At 71.6% G+C, this 16,553-nt stretch carries 19 protein-coding genes; 8 read left to right on the forward strand and 11 right to left on the reverse strand.

The features are described 5' to 3' along the window. The first annotated feature begins 52 nt into the window (after positions 1-52). Complete coding sequence (locus tag EAH86_RS20300) at positions 53-1,003, forward strand: hypothetical protein (RefSeq protein WP_161988671.1); 951 nt, start codon at positions 53-55, stop codon at positions 1,001-1,003. Between the two features lie 133 nt (positions 1,004-1,136). Here EAH86_RS20300 and EAH86_RS15360 read toward each other — a convergent pair whose 3' ends face one another. From EAH86_RS15360 to EAH86_RS20845, 6 genes are all read right to left on the reverse strand, one after another. After that, complete coding sequence (locus EAH86_RS15360; RefSeq protein ID WP_140742288.1) at positions 1,137-2,165, reverse strand: ABC transporter permease subunit; 1,029 nt, start codon at positions 2,163-2,165, stop codon at positions 1,137-1,139. Continuing rightward, the gene (locus EAH86_RS15365; protein ID WP_140742290.1) at positions 2,162-3,070 is read right to left on the reverse strand and encodes an ABC transporter ATP-binding protein; all 909 of its coding nucleotides are present in this window, start codon (positions 3,068-3,070) and stop codon (positions 2,162-2,164) included. Before EAH86_RS15365 ends, EAH86_RS15360 begins: the two co-directional genes overlap by 4 nt. Continuing rightward, complete coding sequence (locus tag EAH86_RS15370) at positions 3,067-3,459, reverse strand: GntR family transcriptional regulator (protein WP_241668396.1); 393 nt, start codon at positions 3,457-3,459, stop codon at positions 3,067-3,069. The genes EAH86_RS15365 and EAH86_RS15370 overlap by 4 nt, the downstream gene beginning before the upstream one ends. A 103-nt stretch (positions 3,460-3,562) precedes the next feature. Further along, the gene (locus EAH86_RS15375; RefSeq protein WP_161988672.1) at positions 3,563-3,901 is read right to left on the reverse strand and encodes an Rv3654c family TadE-like protein; all 339 of its coding nucleotides are present in this window, start codon (positions 3,899-3,901) and stop codon (positions 3,563-3,565) included. A gap of 95 nt (positions 3,902-3,996) precedes the next feature. Continuing rightward, positions 3,997-4,362, reverse strand: coding sequence for a TadE family type IV pilus minor pilin (locus tag EAH86_RS15380; protein ID WP_140742294.1), 366 nt, complete (start codon positions 4,360-4,362; stop codon positions 3,997-3,999). A 14-nt stretch (positions 4,363-4,376) separates the two neighbouring features. Beyond that, positions 4,377-4,571: a DUF4244 domain-containing protein gene (locus tag EAH86_RS20845; protein WP_241668397.1), complete on the reverse strand. Its 195-nt coding sequence runs from the start codon at positions 4,569-4,571 to the stop codon at positions 4,377-4,379. Between the two features lie 296 nt (positions 4,572-4,867). On the opposite strand from EAH86_RS20845, the gene EAH86_RS15390 reads away from it, so the two are divergent. After that, positions 4,868-5,332: a nucleoside deaminase gene (locus EAH86_RS15390; RefSeq protein ID WP_140742298.1), complete on the forward strand. Its 465-nt coding sequence runs from the start codon at positions 4,868-4,870 to the stop codon at positions 5,330-5,332. Between the two features lie 8 nt (positions 5,333-5,340). Here the strand turns inward: EAH86_RS15390 and EAH86_RS15395 are convergent, their stop codons facing one another. From EAH86_RS15395 to EAH86_RS15415, 5 genes are all read right to left on the reverse strand, one after another. After that, positions 5,341-5,991: a type II secretion system F family protein gene (locus tag EAH86_RS15395; RefSeq protein WP_140742300.1), complete on the reverse strand. Its 651-nt coding sequence runs from the start codon at positions 5,989-5,991 to the stop codon at positions 5,341-5,343. Beyond that, complete coding sequence (locus EAH86_RS15400) at positions 5,988-6,740, reverse strand: type II secretion system F family protein (RefSeq protein WP_140742302.1); 753 nt, start codon at positions 6,738-6,740, stop codon at positions 5,988-5,990. Before EAH86_RS15400 ends, EAH86_RS15395 begins: the two co-directional genes overlap by 4 nt. After that, a complete protein-coding gene (locus tag EAH86_RS15405; protein ID WP_140742304.1) occupies positions 6,737-7,864 on the reverse strand; it encodes a TadA family conjugal transfer-associated ATPase in 1,128 nt (375 codons plus the stop codon). Before EAH86_RS15405 ends, EAH86_RS15400 begins: the two co-directional genes overlap by 4 nt. Before the next feature lie 13 nt (positions 7,865-7,877). After that, entirely contained in the window at positions 7,878-8,588 is a 711-nt protein-coding gene (locus EAH86_RS15410) for a hypothetical protein (protein ID WP_140742306.1), read from the reverse strand. A 672-nt stretch (positions 8,589-9,260) separates the two neighbouring features. After that, positions 9,261-10,103 carry a Fic family protein gene (locus EAH86_RS15415; RefSeq protein WP_170212813.1) on the reverse strand — a complete coding sequence of 281 codons (843 nt, stop codon included), beginning with the start codon at positions 10,101-10,103 and terminating at the stop codon, positions 9,261-9,263. 144 nt (positions 10,104-10,247) lie between these two features. Between EAH86_RS15415 and EAH86_RS15420 the strand changes: the two genes are divergently transcribed. The 6 genes from EAH86_RS15420 (at position 10,248) to EAH86_RS15445 (ending at position 16,508) form a co-directional block, all read left to right on the forward strand. Continuing rightward, positions 10,248-11,450, forward strand: a complete 1,203-nt coding sequence (locus EAH86_RS15420; RefSeq protein ID WP_241668398.1) for a sensor histidine kinase — start codon at positions 10,248-10,250, stop codon at positions 11,448-11,450. Positions 11,451-11,460: 10 nt separating this feature from the next. After that, positions 11,461-12,282 carry a LytR/AlgR family response regulator transcription factor gene (locus tag EAH86_RS15425; RefSeq protein WP_140742310.1) on the forward strand — a complete coding sequence of 274 codons (822 nt, stop codon included), beginning with the start codon at positions 11,461-11,463 and terminating at the stop codon, positions 12,280-12,282. Beyond that, on the forward strand, positions 12,279-12,719 hold the full coding sequence (locus EAH86_RS15430; protein WP_194150786.1) for a hypothetical protein: 441 nt from the start codon (positions 12,279-12,281) through the stop codon (positions 12,717-12,719). The genes EAH86_RS15425 and EAH86_RS15430 overlap by 4 nt, the downstream gene beginning before the upstream one ends. Before the next feature lie 67 nt (positions 12,720-12,786). Continuing rightward, positions 12,787-14,313 (forward strand): cation acetate symporter, encoded by a 1,527-nt coding sequence (locus tag EAH86_RS15435; RefSeq protein ID WP_140742312.1) that lies wholly within the window; start codon positions 12,787-12,789, stop codon positions 14,311-14,313. 216 nt (positions 14,314-14,529) lie between these two features. Beyond that, a complete protein-coding gene (locus tag EAH86_RS15440; RefSeq protein WP_140742314.1) occupies positions 14,530-14,862 on the forward strand; it encodes a DUF485 domain-containing protein in 333 nt (110 codons plus the stop codon). Continuing rightward, complete coding sequence (locus EAH86_RS15445; RefSeq protein WP_140742316.1) at positions 14,859-16,508, forward strand: solute symporter family protein; 1,650 nt, start codon at positions 14,859-14,861, stop codon at positions 16,506-16,508. The genes EAH86_RS15440 and EAH86_RS15445 overlap by 4 nt, the downstream gene beginning before the upstream one ends. Positions 16,509-16,553 lie beyond the last annotated feature (45 nt).

The raw sequence follows: 16,553 nt of genomic DNA on the forward strand, positions 1-16,553 counted from the left end.
TCGACTGCGGACGGTGCACCACGCACCCTTGATGTGTCGGAGGTTTCGACCAGTGATCGTGTTCGGACTGATCCTCGTTCTGCTCGCCCTCGCAGCAGGTGTCGTGCTGTTCCTCGCGACCCAGTCGCTGACCGACCCGGTGAACCTCGAGCTGGCTGGCTACCACTGGGGGATGACCCCGCTCGCCCTGCTCATCACCGGCGCTGTGGCGATGCTGCTCTTCTGGTTCGGGCTGGGGATGATCCGGGGCAGCGCCAAGCGCCGGCGTCGGCCGGCACGCGAGGCCAAGGACGCCGAGCGTCAGGCCAAGCTGGAGGAGAGCATCCGCGCCGACGAGCGCGCCCGGGCCGAGGAGACGCACCAGAGCGCCCTGGCCGAGCGTGACCGCGTACGAGACGAGGAGTTCCAGACCCGGCTGGCCGACCGCGACCGCGAGCGTGACGGCGAGCTGGCCTCCCGCGAGGAGGAGTTCGCTTCCCGTCAGCAGGCAGCCGAGCAGCGTGCGCGCGAGAACGAGGAGCGGGTGCGCGCAGACGAGCGACGCAAGGTCGAGCAGGAGCTCGCGACTCGCGGTGCCGGTGCAGGCTCTGCCGGTGCAGGGTCTGCCGGCGCAGCTGGCGTCGGTGCAGCAGGCGTCGGTGCTGCCAGCGCAGCGGGCGCGGGCGACTCCGACCTGGCGTCCGGGCGACACTCGTCCGACGCCGAGACGGACAGCGTGCCGGCCGGCGCGACCAGCGCGGGCAGCAGCGACGAGCCGTTCGGCACCACGGCCACGGCCGCCGACTCGGCCGACGTGACCCGCTCGACCGACGTGACCGACTCGACCGAGGTGGGCTCAGGGCACTCGACCGACTCGGCCTCCTCGACTGATGCGACGGCCCCCACCGGCTCATCGAGCTCGGTTGAGGGCAGCGACGACGCAGCTGAGGGCTCGAATGAGGGCTCAGGCTTCCGCACCGTGGCCGACAAGATCATGGGGCGGGACCCGGTCGACCGGAGCTGACGAACACGACGACGACGGCGACGACCCCCGTGGGGTCGCCGCAGTCGCTATGTTCTGCCGGCACCGTTTTCCGCTGGCATCTCCGACAGCCGGCCGGAGGACGAGCCACGCTGGCATGCCAGAGCCTTCGTGGCTATGAGAGCCGCTTCCTGGTCCACCAGAAGCAGAGGCCTCCGAGCAGCCCGGACATGACCAGGAACAGGCCGGTCTCGGCGAACTGCAGGGGCCAGAACCGGTCCACGGGCTGGTAGACGATCCGCTGGCGGTAACCCTCGGCATTGAGCCGGTCCAGACAGGCGGTGATGTCCGGCGCCTGCTGCGTGGTCGGCGTGCTGGGCGCGGGTTGCCGCGGCCCGGGGAGGCAGTCGCCGAGCCACGCGGGCAGCGCGGTGGCTTGACCGGCGGCGTTGACCGTGCGGTTCGTCAGGATCCAGTCTCCGTGGTTGGCCGTGTTGAGCTCGATGCGGTCGGGACCGCCGGACGGGCTCCCACTGATCGAGTCGAGCGCCTTCTCGCTGAAGGTGAGGGTCACCGTCGCCGGGGCGATCAGGTGCGGGCGGACCCACAGCGGGACGGCCACCTGCACGAAGGCGAAGACGGCGAGGGTGATGGCCATCGCCGGCAGCGAGCGACGCAGGATGATCCCGAGGGTGGCGCCGAGGACGACGGCGAAGACGGCATACCCGACCGGCACGAGACCGCGCATCGCGAAGGACACGGGCGTCAGTCGGCCTGGAAGATTGCCGCGAGACTGGCTGAGGGTCCCGTCCAGTGGGGAGGACCACCAGGTGACCGCCCACGTCAGGAGCCCCACCGCGGCGGCCGCGCCCAGCGTGGTCAGGCCCAGCTTGGTCGCCAGCCAGCGGGTGCGCGTCACACTCTGGTTCCAGACGAGCCGGTGGGTGCCGTGCTCGAGCTCACGAGCCACGAGTGGCGCACCCCAGAACGCACCGATGATCGCCGGCGCGGCGGCGACCAGGATGACCCCGGCAAAGAACAGGGCCTGGTCGCTCTTGGTGAGGTTGTCGAAGAGGTTCGCGCCACTCTTGGCCAGGTCGTGCAGGCGGGGCCCCGTGACCAGGACGACGACGGCCACTGCGGCGACGGCGAGGTAGAGGGTGGCCGCCTGAGTGCGGAACTGTCGCCAGGTCAACCAGGTCATCGCAGCACCTCCAGCGCCGGCTTGCGGGCATCGCCGTTCCTGCGGGTGTCCGCGGACGGCACTTCCATGTAGGCCAGCACAAGGTCCTCCAGCCCGAGCCTGGTGACCGTCCAGGCCGGGTCGAGGATCGGTGCCTCGGTACGCACGACCAGGGTGGACTGCCGGTCGGTGTGGCTGGCCGAGACGAGGTGCTGGTCCGCCGGGAGGGAGTCGGTCTCACGGCGTGGACCCGTCAGCCGGTGGTGGGTGGCGAGCAGGCTCTCGACCTCACCCTCGACGCGCACCTCGGAGTCGACGAGCACGACGAGGTGGTCACACACCCGCTCCAGGTCGGACACCACGTGCGACGAGAGCAGCACGCTGACGTCGTGTTCGGCCACCGCCTCCATCAGCACCTGGAGGAACTCGCGACGGGCCAGTGGGTCGAGGCTGGCGACGGGCTCGTCGAGGATCAGCAGCTCTGGGCGCTTGGCGAGTCCCAGGGTGAGGGCGAGCTGGGCTCGTTGTCCGCCGGACAGCTTGCCGGCGCGCTGCGTCGGGTCGAGGCCGAGCCGCTCGATCCGGGTCTGGGCGATGGACCTGTCCCACCGGGGGTTGAGATGGGCACCCAGCCGCAGGTGGTCCTCGATGCTGAGGTTCGCGTAGGTCGGGGTGTCCTGGGCCACGAAACCGACCTTGGCGAGCTGCTCGGCACCCCCCGCGGGGACACCACCGCAGACCTCGATCGTCCCGGCGGTCGGGGCGAGCAGACCGACGGCCAAGCTCAACAAGGTGGTCTTGCCCGCGCCGTTGGGGCCGACGAGGCCGGTGACGTGCCCGGCGGGGATCTCGAGAGTGCAGTCCTGCAACGCCCACCGGCGGCGGTACCGCTTGCCGAGCCCCCTCGCCTCCAGGACGGCGGTCACGCTACTCCCTCCTGGGCACTGCGAAACGTGCTCATGAAGAGCGCCTCGATGCTCTCGTCGTCGAGGCCGGCACGTCGCGCCTTCGTCAGCCAGCGATCAAGGTCCTTGCGAAGCGGTGCGTGGGCCGCGAACGAGTCGTCGGTCAGCGTCCGGGTCACGAAGGTGCCGATCCCCGGTCGGGCGGCGATGAGCCCATCGCGTTCCAGCTCGCGGTAGGCCTTGAGCACCGTGTTCGGGTTGATCGCGAGCCGGCTCACGACGTCCTTGACGGTGGGCAGCTGGTCGCCCTTCGTGAGCAGACCAAGGCGAAGGGCCTGACGTACCTGTTGCACGACCTGCAGGTAGGGCGAGACGCCGGACCGGCCGTCCAGGGTGAACTCGATCATCATCCCTCCAGTTATCTAGGTAACTAAGACACTAAGAGTCCATGTTCGAGTCGTCAACCCCTCATTCGGGCCCCTCCCCCACGTCCCGTGCGGAGCCGACCGCGAGTCAGGGCGATGGTCCTGCCCGGGCGGTGGCCGTCGTGGTCCCCGACCCTGCTGCGTAAAGCCCGAGTCCGGCCCGTGTCGTGGCGCGCGCTGTGACCGATCCGTCGGGGGCGACAACACAGCCGGCCGGCCGGGCGCCGTTCCTTGCCGTCACGGACATCCCCACCGCGCACGCCTCCGGCGCGGCGACTCCCCGCTGGACGGCTTGGGCGGCGGCGAGCGCGCCGAGATCAGCGGCCGACCGCGCCCGATGGGTGGCGATCACGGCGCTGGCCAGGGCCAGGCCACCCCACAACAGGACGAGGGCCACCCCGATGGCGGCCACCACGACCACGGTCACGCTGCCGCCCTCGTCTGGTCGGCGGGCCCGACGCACGCGTCCACCCGGCCTGAGCAGACCCGCAGGGCCTCGCCCTCGCCTGCCCAGGGGCTGGTTCATGGCCCACCTCCCACGGCACCTGCGCCGTCGACGATGTCGACATCCTCGCGCGCTGCCACTGCGCGACCGGTCGGAGTAGCCCGCGAGCCCAGCCACCGAAGGGCCGCCGCCGGAGCTCCACGGACCATGACCGAGACCTCCCGGTCCGAGCGCGCCACGGCGAACGTCGCACGGGACGGCGCGAGCCGCCGGCCGACCGCGAGGGCGGCTCCTTCCTCGTCACCCCGAGCAAGGGCACGCGCCGTCGCGCGGGCGGCGTCCACACAGCGGACCTGGTCGGTCACGGTCACGATCGCCGACAACGCCAGAACGAGGACGATCACGAGAGCCGGGATGGCGGCGGCGAACTCGGCCGTCGCCATCCCGCGCTCACCCGCTAGCCGGCCGACCCGAGCGCGGTCGCGATCACGGACGCCAGCGCCGACTTCACGGTGCCCGAACGGACCACGGCCAGCAGGACGGCGGCGAACGCGCACGCGGCCAGTGTGCCCACGGCATACTCCGCCGTCGTCATGCCTGCCTCGGCGCGCAGACGGATCGTCGAAAATCGTTGGACCAGTTTGCATTTCACGCTGCACTCCTTGGTTGTGGATCGGGCCACCGGCCCTGTTCCACTCGAGTCCAGCGCGTCCACGCCCCAGCAGCCAGCCGCGAGCTGCCCCCCTGTGGACGTGAGCCCGGGCACGCGCCGCCTGTGGACAGTCCCCGCGATGCGGGCCCGCATCCGTCTGCTCTGACAGCCGGCTGAGCGGGTCCAGGTGTGGGGGCCCGTGGCACCCTGTCACCAGACGCCGACCCGGACGGTCGAGGGCCGCGGGACGCCGGACGCCGGACCCCGGGGCACGATCCACGACATCAGGAGGCTTGATGAGGTCGAACGCCGACGACGACCGGCGCTGGCTGGCGGTGGCGCTGGAGCAGGCGCAGATCGGGTGGGACGAGGGCGGCATCCCGATCGGGGCGGCGCTCGTGCACGACGGTGAGCTGGTCTCGGTCGGACGCAACCGCCGGGTCCAGCAGGGCAGCGTGATCCGGCACGGCGAGACCGACTGTCTCGAGAACGCCGGCCGGCTGACGGCCCGGACCTACCAGGCGAGCGTGCTCTACACGACGCTGTCACCCTGCTTCATGTGCGCCGGAACCGTTCTGCTGTACCGGATTCCGCGCATCGTCGTGGGTGAGAACCGCACCTTCGAGACCTCGGAGGAGCTGCTGCGCTCGCACGGCGTCCAGGTCGATGTTCTCGATGACGTTGAGTGCCACACGCTCATGCAGCGCCTGCTCGGGGACAAGCCCGGACTCTGGAACGAGGACATCGGCGTGGAGCCCTGACCAGCTGGTCACAGTCCGCCTGACAACACGCCGGAAGCAAGGTTCAGCACGACGGGGACCACTGCGGTGCAGGCGAAAGCCGGTAGGAATCCCAGCCCCAGCGGCAGCACGAGCAGCACCCCCGCGCGAGCCGCCGCCCGTTCGCGCTCGCGTTCGCGCTCCTCGCGCAGCCGTCCCGCGGCACGCTCGAGGAGGGCTGCCGGCGCGGCGCCGGTGTGTTCGGACATGTGGGTCGCCATCGCAGCGGTTCGCCACCCCGGCCCGGCGAAGGACCACGCCTCCTGGGCGGGTCTCCCCCAGCCCAGTGCTGCTGCCACGGCGGCGAGGTCCACGCGGACCCGACCGGTGGCCCCGGCCTGCACGTGGTGCAGGGCTTCGGTCAGGGGTAGCCCGGCTCTCAGCGCCACGCTGATCAGGACCAACGCATCGGCCACCTCGTCGCTCGACGCCTGTTCGCGGCGATGGGAACCCCAGCGATTGGGGAGGCCTGCGAGGGCGAATCGGTGCGTCAGGGTCGGGCCACCCGAAGGAGCCCTCGCCCGAGAACCGGTGCTGCCGGTGGCGGCGGCCCGTGCGGCCGGCAACCGGTCGGCCCGTTGACCGGAGGGCCACAGGACGGTAGCCAGCCCGGACAGGAGGCAGACGAGCACGGTGGTCATGCCGCGCGCCCGAGGATCCGCTGACTCCACCACCAGGCGCCGGCCGCCAGGACCAGCCCGAGAAGGAGGCTGGCCGTGGCGACGGGCGAGGAGAAGTAGAGCGAGCGCGGATCGACACCCATTGCCGCGCCCACGACCGGACCACTCGCGGGGAGCAGGCACAGCACAGCCATCGAGGCTCGCGGACCAGCCGCCGCGCTCGCGACGCGATCCCGTCCCCGCGCCCGCGCGCGAAGCACCTCCTCACCGGACGCGAGGGCGTCCGCAAGGGGCGCGCCGGTCAGTTCGCTGAGACCCCACGCCTGGCCGACGAAGTGCAGGTCTGCGCTCCCGTGGGAGTCGGCGTGCCGCAGCCACACCGCGGCGGCGGAGGTGCCTGTGCTCGTGGCCTCGACCAGATCGCGCAGCAGCGGGCCGAGAGCCGGGTCATGAGCGCAGGTCGGCGCGGCAGCCGTCAGGGCCAGGGAGGGCGCCACCCCCGCACGCAGCGGAGCCGCGATGGCGGCGACGAGCTCGGCGAGGGCGCTTTCCAGGGCCACCCGACCAGCCCGCCCACCGCGACCCCGACGACCCCGGCGACCACGGCGACCACGGCGACCCGGAGGAGCCGTCCCGTCGAGAGCTGTTCCGTCACCGTGGCCCGGGCGGTCGCGGGCTGTCACCCGGGCACGAGTCGGCACCCGACTGTCCCCCGCTGGCCAGAGGGCTACCGCGACGACGAGGAGCCCGAGCACCAGCGCCAGCGTCACCCCCCACCTCCTGTCAGACCTGCGAGCTGATCCCAGCCAGGGCCCCGCCGGCCGGATGCAGCGTCAAGAGCAAGGTCGCAGACGACCTCGACCCCGTTCCACCTGATCACCGACAGGGACGCGACGCGTCGCCTGCCGGCATCGCGCTCGACATGGACCACCGTCTGCACGGCGCTGGACAGCTGGGTCTGCACGGCGTCCCTGGGCATCGCCGCGAGGGCGCCGAGCGCGTCGAACCGGCGCGGCACGTCGGCCGGCGCGTTCGCATGGAGGGTGCCGCAACCGCCCTCGTGGCCGGTGTTGAGGGCAGCCAGCATCTCGCGCACCTCCGCCCCTCGCACCTCACCCACGACGAGCCGGTCCGGCCTCATCCGCAGTGCCTGACGGACCAGGTCCACCAGCCCGACGGCGCCGTGGCCCTCGACATTGGGTCCACGCCCCTGCAGGCGAACCACGTGAGGGTGCGCGACGGCCAGCTCACGGACGTCCTCGACGACCACGATCCGCTCACCGACGGGCACCTCGGCCAGCATGGCTGCGAGCAGCGTGGTCTTGCCGCAGCCGGTGCCACCGCTGACGACGAACGACGACCGGCGCCGAACCAGCGCCCGAAGCAGCTCCTCGACGGTGCCGTCGAACATGCCCCGCGCGCGCAGCGCCGGCAGACCCACCCCCGAAGCCCGTGGAACGCGCAGGCTCACGTGGGCGCCGCCATCGACCAGTGGCGGCAGGATGGCGTGCAGCCGGATGCCGCTGGGCAACAGCCCGTCCACCCACGCCTGGCTCTCGTCGAGCCTGCGTCCCGCAAGGGCAGCCAGTCGCACGGCCAGTCGTCGCGCCGCTGCCGGGTCGAGGGCCACCTCGGCCCGGACCAGCTCGCCCGCACCACGATCCAGCCACACCGAGCCGTCACCGTTGACGAGCACGTCGGTGACGTCGGGGTCGGCGATACAGGGCTCCAGCGGCCCCAGCCCCAGCACCTCGGACGCCAGCACGGCACGTGCAGAGGCCACACCGGTCTCGCCGAGTCGCGCGGCATCGGCGGTGGCGATGTCGTGGACGGCGGCCGGGTCCGGACCCCGCCCACGGCGGATCCGTTGCGCGATCAGCGTCTCCTGGGTCATCCGTCCACCGGCCTCACGCGCCGACCTGCCGCATGGAGAGGTCGTCCGAAGTGGGCGTCATCAGCAGCGCATCGGCCAGCCCCGCGAGCGCGCCCGACGAGCGGGCGCCGGGCGGCCGCGCGCGGTCGGCGTCCGTCACGATGCGGGAGTCGTCGCGCAGCGTGCCCGACAACGGCAGGTCGAGGTGGACCGCCACCTCCTCCGGACTGACCGGGTCACCCCGGCTCGTCCGCACGACGAGGCCGGCCGGGCACCCGAGCCCGTGGATCGCGTCGGCCATTCCCGTCGCGTCCGCGAGGTGGCGCGCCGAGGTGCCCGCCACGAGGACCAGCTCCGTGCACTGTTCCGCGAGCCAGCATGAGCGCCCGAGGTCCACGACGGCCACGCCACAGACTCGCGCCAGGGCCGTCAGGGCGGCCCTGACCACGTCCTCGCCCAAGCCGCGGTGGGTGCCGGCCAGAACCCTCGTCGTCCCCTCGGCAGGAAGCGCGCGCAGCAGGGCCGCGCCGTCCAGACCGCCCTGGGCTGCGGCCAGGTCGGGCCAGCGCACCCCGGGGAGGTGCTCAAGGCAGGCGGTCACATCGAGGGCACCTCCGTCGGGCGCCCCGTCGACGGCCACGGTGGCGCCCACGTGCGGGCCGGCGCGCACCGCGAGCGCGACCGCGAGGGTCGACACGCCGAGTCCACCCGACGCCCCGATCACACCCATCACCCTGTGGTCCATGTCTGCCAGCCTGAAGGGAGCCGCCCGACCACCCAAGCACGGTCGATCCGGGCTGTGGACGACCCGCCTCGCCGGTCCGGGGCTGTGGAGGACGGCGCCCACAGCGGCCCGGTCACGTGGGCTCTGGCCGGACCACCCGGCATACCGGGACAGGCGCCGGACGGCGGACCCGAACTGCGGGAGGAAAGGGGACGGCCCCGGTCGGGGGGACAACCGGGGCCGTCGACGCGCCAAGCTCCGGGGGGGAGGAGCCGGTGCGCCGATCCGCTCTACCCACAAGGGGGAGCGGACGCCTTCATGGTGGACCATTTACCGTTCAACCGCAACTTGTTCGAGGCGCGTTTCGAGGCCAACTTGGGGTCGGACCTGCAGCGATGGGCGTTGAGCGCGCGCAAACCGCCACGAACCGAAGGATGGCACCCCGCAGGGCGGGGTGCCATCGACCGTGATCCGCCACGGGTTACCAGGCGTGCTTTGTGTAGTTGTCGCACCGGGACAAGCCCGTCACGATCGGTCCACCAGTGGACTGCCCGCGCGTGGGTGCCCGATGGGGCCACGGTGGTCGTCGGACTCCCGTTCGTCGACTTGCCTCCATGTGTACCCCCGCCCCGGCGCAAAGGAAACCCTTGACTTTGAACGACCGGTGGGTGCGCGCGTGTCCCCCTGCTCGGCCTAGGTGAGACGACCCGCGCGGACCGCGTCACAGATCTGCTCGCCCTGCACCGCGCCGGCCACGATGGCATCGGCGCAGTGCCCGATCCACAGTCCCAGCCCCTCCGGAGAGCCGGTTCCGTAGGCCGCGAGCGCACCGAGGTAGGCCGGCCCACCCTGGGCGGCGTGACCGGCCTCGGTCACCACGACGCCGGTCGGGTCGAGGCCGGTGGCCTGGACGAGGGCGCGCTCGACCGCGCGCGCGACCACGCCGTTGCCCCGCACGAACGGTCGGGTGGTGGCGATCTCGGCGTGCGCCACCGCCGCCACGACCAGGGCGGGGACGGCCGCCCCTGCGGTCATCACCGCGACCAGCAGCTCGAGCCGGTCCCGCAAGGCACTCGCCAGAGGCGCCGCGCCGAGGTCGAGGAACTCGGAGCTGCTCTCTGCCTCGATGCGTGGGCGCCCGAGCTGGTCGGAGGGGACCAGGTCCGAGGCCGCCGCGACGTGCAGACGCGCCAGTGCCTGGAGCGGGGCGCTGGCAACCAGGCTGCGCACGTGCTCGCTCTCGGCGGTCGCGTTGACGGCGCCGCGAGCAACGAGCTCGACAGGGTCGGGCTGCAGGGGCCACTGGGCGGCGCCACGCATGACGTCGCGCACCAGGTCGAGGGGCACCGTCGCCCCTTCGAGCGCCGCACTGGCCTGGGCACCGCGAACCCGCGACTCGGCCGCGGCCTCGGGGATGCGACGGCGCAGTGCCTCGTGCCAGCGCACCCGCTCACACGCCTCCCGGGCTGCGGTGATCCGCTCCGGCACCCCGGGCAGGTCGGCCAGGGCACGAAGGTTTGCGATGACGTCGACCACGGACGGCAGCCTAGGTGCACCCGGCCATCAGGTTGAGACAGGCGTTGGCCGACCGCCCCCGAGCTCGCTCAGCGGTTCAGCGGCGCAGCGGCGCCGCGCTCGCGGGCCAGCCGGGAGCGGGCGGTGCGGCCTAGAGTGCGCGATGTGTCCGGCAGCTTCCACCTCCCCACCGCGATCTTCGTCGCGGGCGCGATGGTGCTGCTGTACGCCCTCGTGCGGCTGGTACGCCATGGCCGGCAGTCATCGCAGGGCTTCGTGTCCGAGGTCGACCAGGCCACCCACGCCACTCTCCACACCGCGTCGATGGCGGCCCGCCACCTCCAGGACGGGCTGACCGCCGACGGCACGGCCAAGGCCGCCAAGCACCTCCGCCAGCTGCTCGGGTCGTCCGCCGTTGCCGTCTGCGACTCCAGCGGGCTGCTGGCCTGGGACGGGGCGCCGGAGCACCACGCCGCCGATGCACCTGGGCACGCGGAGGAGGTGCTGCGCACGGGACGCACGATCGTCCTGCGCGCCGGCCAGGTGCAGTGCGCTGATCCCGACTGCCCCGCGCGGACGGTGGTGATCGCTCCGGTGGTGACCGGTGACCGCGTGGTGGCGGCCATCGCGGCCTACGGACCACACGCGTCCGCCGGCCTCGCCCGCGCGACCGAGGAGGTCGCCGGCTGGATGGCCACCCAGGCCGAGCTGTCCGACCTCGGCCACCAGCGCACCCGCACGATGGAGGCCGAGCTCCGCGCCCTGCGCGCCCAGATCAGCCCCCACTTCATCTACAACTCGCTGGCCGCCATCGCCTCGTTCGTGCGGACCGACCCCGAACGCGCGCGTGAACTGCTGCTCGAGTTCGCCGACTTCACCCGCTATGCGCTGCGACGCGGAGGGGCGTTCACCACGTTGGCCGAGGAGCTGCGCAACGTCGAGCGCTACCTCGTGCTGGAGCAGGCGCGGTTCGGCGACCGGCTGCGGATCTCGCTGCTGATCGCGCCGGAGGTGCTGCCGGTCACGGTGCCCTACCTGGCGATCCAGCCGCTCGTCGAGAACGCGGTCAGGCACGGCCTCGCCACCAAGGAAGGCGGCGGCCACGTGACCATCACCGCGCAGGACGAGGGTGCCGAGGCCGTCATCACCATCGAGGACGACGGGGTGGGCTCGGACCCACAGGCCATCCGGACGGTCCTCGACGGCCGAGCCGACGGCGACAACGTCGGGCTCGGCAACGTCGATGCCCGCCTGCGCCAGGTCTACGGCGACGACTTCGGCCTCGTCGTCGAGACCGCTCCTGGAGCCGGGACGAAGGTGACGTTCCGGGTGCCCAAGTACGCCCCGGGCGTTCACCCCACGCCGTAGGCTCTCCCCCATGGCTGGCGCCCCCTCCGGCGATCCGGAGCTCCGCCGCCCGCTGGAAGCCACCGGAGGCACCGCGGGCGCAGCCTTGCGAGCGCTCGTGGTGGACGACGAGGCGCCGGCCCTCGAGGAGCTCAGCTGGCTGCTTCGCCAGGACCACCGCATCGCAGAGGTCCTGACCGCCTCGAGCGGCGCCGATGCCCTGCGCTCCCTCGACGGGGGCGACATCGACGTCGTCTTCTCCGACATCTCGATGCCCGGGCTCGACGGCATGGAGCTGGCCCGCGTCATCGCGCGGTTCGTGGAGCGGCCGCAGGTCGTCTTCGTCACGGCACACGACCAGCACGCCGTCGACGCGTTCGCGGTGGATGCCACCGACTACGTCATGAAACCGGTCCGAGCCGATCGGCTGGCCGAGGCGGTGCGCCGGGTCGTCGCGGCGGCCGACCCCGGCGCGGCGGCCAACAACGCAGGCGCTGCGGCCGAGCTCGAGGACGAGACGATCCCGGTCGAGCTCGCCGGCGTCACCAGGTTCATCACCAGGAGCCAGATTCGTTACGCGCAGGCGCAGGGCGACTACGCGCGCCTGCACACCGAGGCCGGGTCACACCTGGTGCGCATCCCCCTCAGCACGCTCGAAGAGCGTTGGGCTGCAGCAGGATTCGTACGCATCCACCGCAGCACGCTGGTCTCCCTGGCCCACGTCAGAGAGGTACGCATGGAGCACGGCCGCTGCAGCGTCGTCCTCGACGACGCCGAGCTGCAGGTCAGCAGACGACACACCCGCGAGCTGCGCGACCGCCTGCTCAGGGCCACTCCGCGCGTCAGCCCGTGAGCACCCCCGACGACCCGACGCAGGTCCCGGCGGACGACCCCCTCTCGCCGGTCGAGACCTCCCCGGGTCCCCCGCCCGTTCGCGTCCGCGTCACGAGCACCCGCCGGGACGCACCGACGCGGCGGGACCTGCGACCCCTGACGCGGGACATCGACGAACAGAGCCAGCTGGGCGAGGTCTACATGGCCGGCCTGATGTCCGCCCAGCTGCGGCTGGCCCTGAGGGTGCTGGCCTTCGGCGCCGTCGGACTCGGCGGTCTGCCCCTGCTCTTCCTGCTGGTACCGGCAACCAGGACGATGGCCCTCGGCCGGATCCCGTTGCCCTGGCTGATGCTCGCGGTCGTCGTCTACCCCGTGGCGATCATCGTGGCGCGCTACTACGTGCGTGCGTCGGAGCGGATCGAGGCCGAGTTCTCCCACGTCGTTCGGCGCCGATGATGCGCGCCGTCGAGCGCGCGACGGGGAGGCCCCGCGGGCACGCGGACCGCGCCGCTGAGGACGCCGCGTGAACTCGGCCTACGGTGTCGTCGCGATCGTCCTGATCTGCACGGTGACCCTGGCGATCGGAGCGTTCGGTCTCCGTCTCTCGAGGACGACGAGCGACTTCTACGTCGCCGGCCGCACGGTGACGCCGTACCGCAACGCCAGCGCCATCGGCGGCGAATACCTCTCCGCCGCAAGCTTTCTCGGCATTGCCGGTCTGGTCTACACCAACGGGCTCGACATGCTGTGGTTCCCCGTCGGCTACACCGTGGGCTACGTGGTCCTGCTGGTCCTGGTCGCCGCGCCGCTGCGCCGGTCCGGCGCCTACACGCTGCCGGACTTCGCCGAGGCCCGGCTCGAGAGCACCGTGATCCGCAAGCTGAGCTCGGTCCTCGTCGTGGCCATCGGCTGGCTCTACCTGCTCCCCCAGCTCCAGGGTGCCGGTCTGGCCCTCCGCACGGTCACCGGCGCGCCCACGTGGGTCGGCGGCCTCGTCGTGGCCGTCGTCGTGGTGGCCAACGTCGCGGCCGGCGGCATGCGCTCCATCACGATGGTCCAGGCAGTGCAGTACTGGATCAAGCTGACCGCCATCGCCGTGCCGGCCTTCGTCCTGCTCGGCGCCTGGCTCGGCGACGGCGCACCAAGTCCGGCCATCGCTCGGGACACGGCGTGGGCCGAACCGCTGAACGGCCTTGCAGGACAGGGCCATCCGGTCTATGCCACCTACAGCCTGCTGCTGGCACTCGCACTCGGCACCATGGGGCTGCCGCACGTCCTCGTGCGGTTCTACACGAACCCGGACGGCAAGGCCGCGCGACGGACCACCTTGACCGTCGTGGCCCTGCTCGGCGCGTTCTACCTCTTCCCGCCGCTGTACGGCATCCTCGGCCGTGTCTACATCCCCGAGCTCCCGCTGGGCACCGCTGCCGACACCTTGGTGCTGCAGCTGCCCGGCGCCATGGTCCACAGCCAGCTCGGCGAGGTCCTCTCGGCGGTGCTGGCCGGTGGCGCCTTCGCTGCCTTCCTCTCGACCGCGTCAGGGCTCACCATGTCGGTCGCCGGGGTCATCGACCAGGACCTGCTGCGGCGCCGGCTCGGCCGGATGACCGGCGACGACTTCACCGTCGCGCAGGGGTTCCGGCTCGCCACGGTGCTGTCCGTCATCGTCCCGTATGCGGCGTCGAGACTGATCGAGCCCGTGGGCCTCGCGACGATGGTGAGCCTCGCGTTCGCCGTCGCGGCATCCACCTTCTGCCCCCTCCTCGTCCTGGGCTCGTGGTGGCGTGGCCTCAGCACCGTGGGTGCCGCGGCCGGGCTGGTCGTGGGGGGCTCCCTGGCCGCCGCAGCGGTGGCGATCACCATCTTCGCGGGCCCCATCCCCGGGTGGACCGGCGCCCTCCTCGGGCAGCCGGCCGCGTGGACCATCCCCATCTCCTTCGCCACGGCCGTCGTCGTCTCGCTGGCCACTCCGGGTCGGATCCCCCGCCACACGGCACGGACCATGGTGCGGCTGCACACCCCCGAGGACCTGGCCCTGGACCGGGGCTGAGGCCCGGCCGAGCTGCCCACCCGCGCCGGAGGGCAAACGGCCCACATCGCCGCTCGGCGCTCGGCGCCGACCGTTCGGCGCAGCAGGCGCCACCACCCGGCGAGCGCACTCCCCGCACGGCGCGCGACCACGCGGCATACCTGCTGCTCATGGCCTCGCAGCGGCACAGTGGCGACGATCGCGGGACCGGCCCGCGCCACCACTGGAGGTGTCCTCGTGAGCAACGACGCTCGCACGGAGCACGACCCCTTCGTCGCGCTCCAAGACTCCCCGGAGTTCGCGGACCTCAGGTCCCGGTTCCGCAGGTTCGTGTTCCCCATGACCGGGCTGTTCCTGGCCTGGTACTTCCTCTACGTCCTGCTGTCGGTGTACGCGTCCGACTTCATGAGCACCAAGGTGTTCGGCAACATCAACGTCGGGCTGCTCCTCGGGCTCGGCCAGTTCGTGTCGACGTTCGTCATCACGATCCTTTACGTCCGCTGGGCCGACCGTGAGTTCGACCCGCGGGCCGCAGCCCTCGCCACCACGATCGGGGATGACCACCGATGAGCGCACCCACCATCGCCGCCCTGGTCCCCGCGGCCACGAACGTCGGCAGCCCGGCGCTCAACATCACCATCTTCGGCGTCTTCGTCCTGATCACCCTCGGCATCGTCATCCGGGCGTCGAAGAACAACCGCAGCGCGGCCGACTTCTACGCCGGTGGTCGGGCGTTCACCGGACGGCAGAACGGCATCGCCATCGCGGGCGACTACCTGTCAGCGGCGAGCTTCCTCGGCATCGCGGGGGCCATCGCGCTCAACGGCTACGACGGCTTCCTCTACTCGATCGGCTTCCTCGTCGCGTGGCTCGTGGCGCTGCTCCTGGTGGCCGAGCTGCTGCGCAACGCGGGCAAGTACACGATGGCCGACGTCCTGTCCTTTCGCCTCAGGCAACGGCCGGTCCGGATGGCAGCGGCGATCTCGACCCTCGCAGTCTGCTTCTTCTACCTGCTGGCGCAGATGGCCGGTGCGGGCGGTCTGGTGGCCCTGCTGCTGGGCATCGACAAGAAGAGCGGCCAGTCCCTCGTCATCGCCGTCGTCGGCGTCATCATGATCGCCTACGTGCTCATCGGCGGCATGAAGGGGACCACCTGGGTCCAGATCATCAAGGCCGTGCTGCTCATCATCGGCGCCGCCGTGATGTTCGTCTGGGTGCTCAGCAAGTTCGGGCTCAACCTCTCCCACCTGCTCGGTGAGGCCGTCACCGAGTCCGGCGGCAAGAAGGTCCTCGATCCCGGGCTGCAGTACGGCAAGAGCGGGCTGACCAAGCTCGACTTCATCTCGCTGTCGCTGGCCCTGGTGCTCGGCACCGCCGGACTGCCGCACGTGCTGATGCGGTTCTACACCGTGCCCTCGTCCAAGGAGGCCCGGAAGTCGGTCGAGTGGGCCATCTGGCTGATCGGCATCTTCTACCTGTTCACGCTGGTGCTCGGCTACGGCGCTGCTGCCCTCGTCGGACCCAAGGCCATCGCAGCGGCCCCGGGCAAGGCCAACTCAGCAGCACCACTGCTGGCGTACGAGCTCGGCGGCGAGCTGCTGCTCGGCCTCATCTCGGCAGTGGCGTTCGCGACCATCCTCGCGGTCGTCGCCGGGTTGACCATCACGGCCAGCGCCAGCCTCGCGCACGACATCTACAACTCGGTCATCAAGGAGGGCACCGCCTCGGCAGAGGAGGAGGTCAAGGTCGCCCGCATCACCGCGGTCGTCATCGGCATCCTCGCGATCTTCGGCGGGATCCTCGCCAACGGCCAGAACATCGCGTTCCTCGTCGCCCTCGCCTTCGCCATCGCGGCGTCGGCGAACCTGCCGACGATCCTCTACTCGTTGTTCTGGAAGCGGTTCAACACCCGAGGTGCCCTCTGGTCGATCTACGGTGGCCTCATCACCGCGCTGACGCTGATCGTCTTCAGCCCAGTGGTCTCCGGCAAGGCGCCGGTCGCACCCCTCAAGACCAGCGCGTCGATGATCACGGACCCGACCGTGGACTTCCACTGGTTCCCGCTCGACAACCCCGGCATCGTCTCGATCCCGCTGGCCTTCATCCTGGGCTGGCTGGGCACCGTGACGAGCAAGGAGTACAACGCAGCCAAGTACGCCGAGATGGAGGTGCGCTCCCTCACCGGCCACGGTGCGGAGAAGGCAACCTCGCACTGACCCCCGGTCAACACCACCAGACCACGGTGCCGCGTTTCCTGATGG

Source organism: Pedococcus bigeumensis, assembly GCF_006438965.1.
GTDB classification, from domain to species: domain Bacteria; phylum Actinomycetota; class Actinomycetes; order Actinomycetales; family Dermatophilaceae; genus Pedococcus; species Pedococcus bigeumensis_A.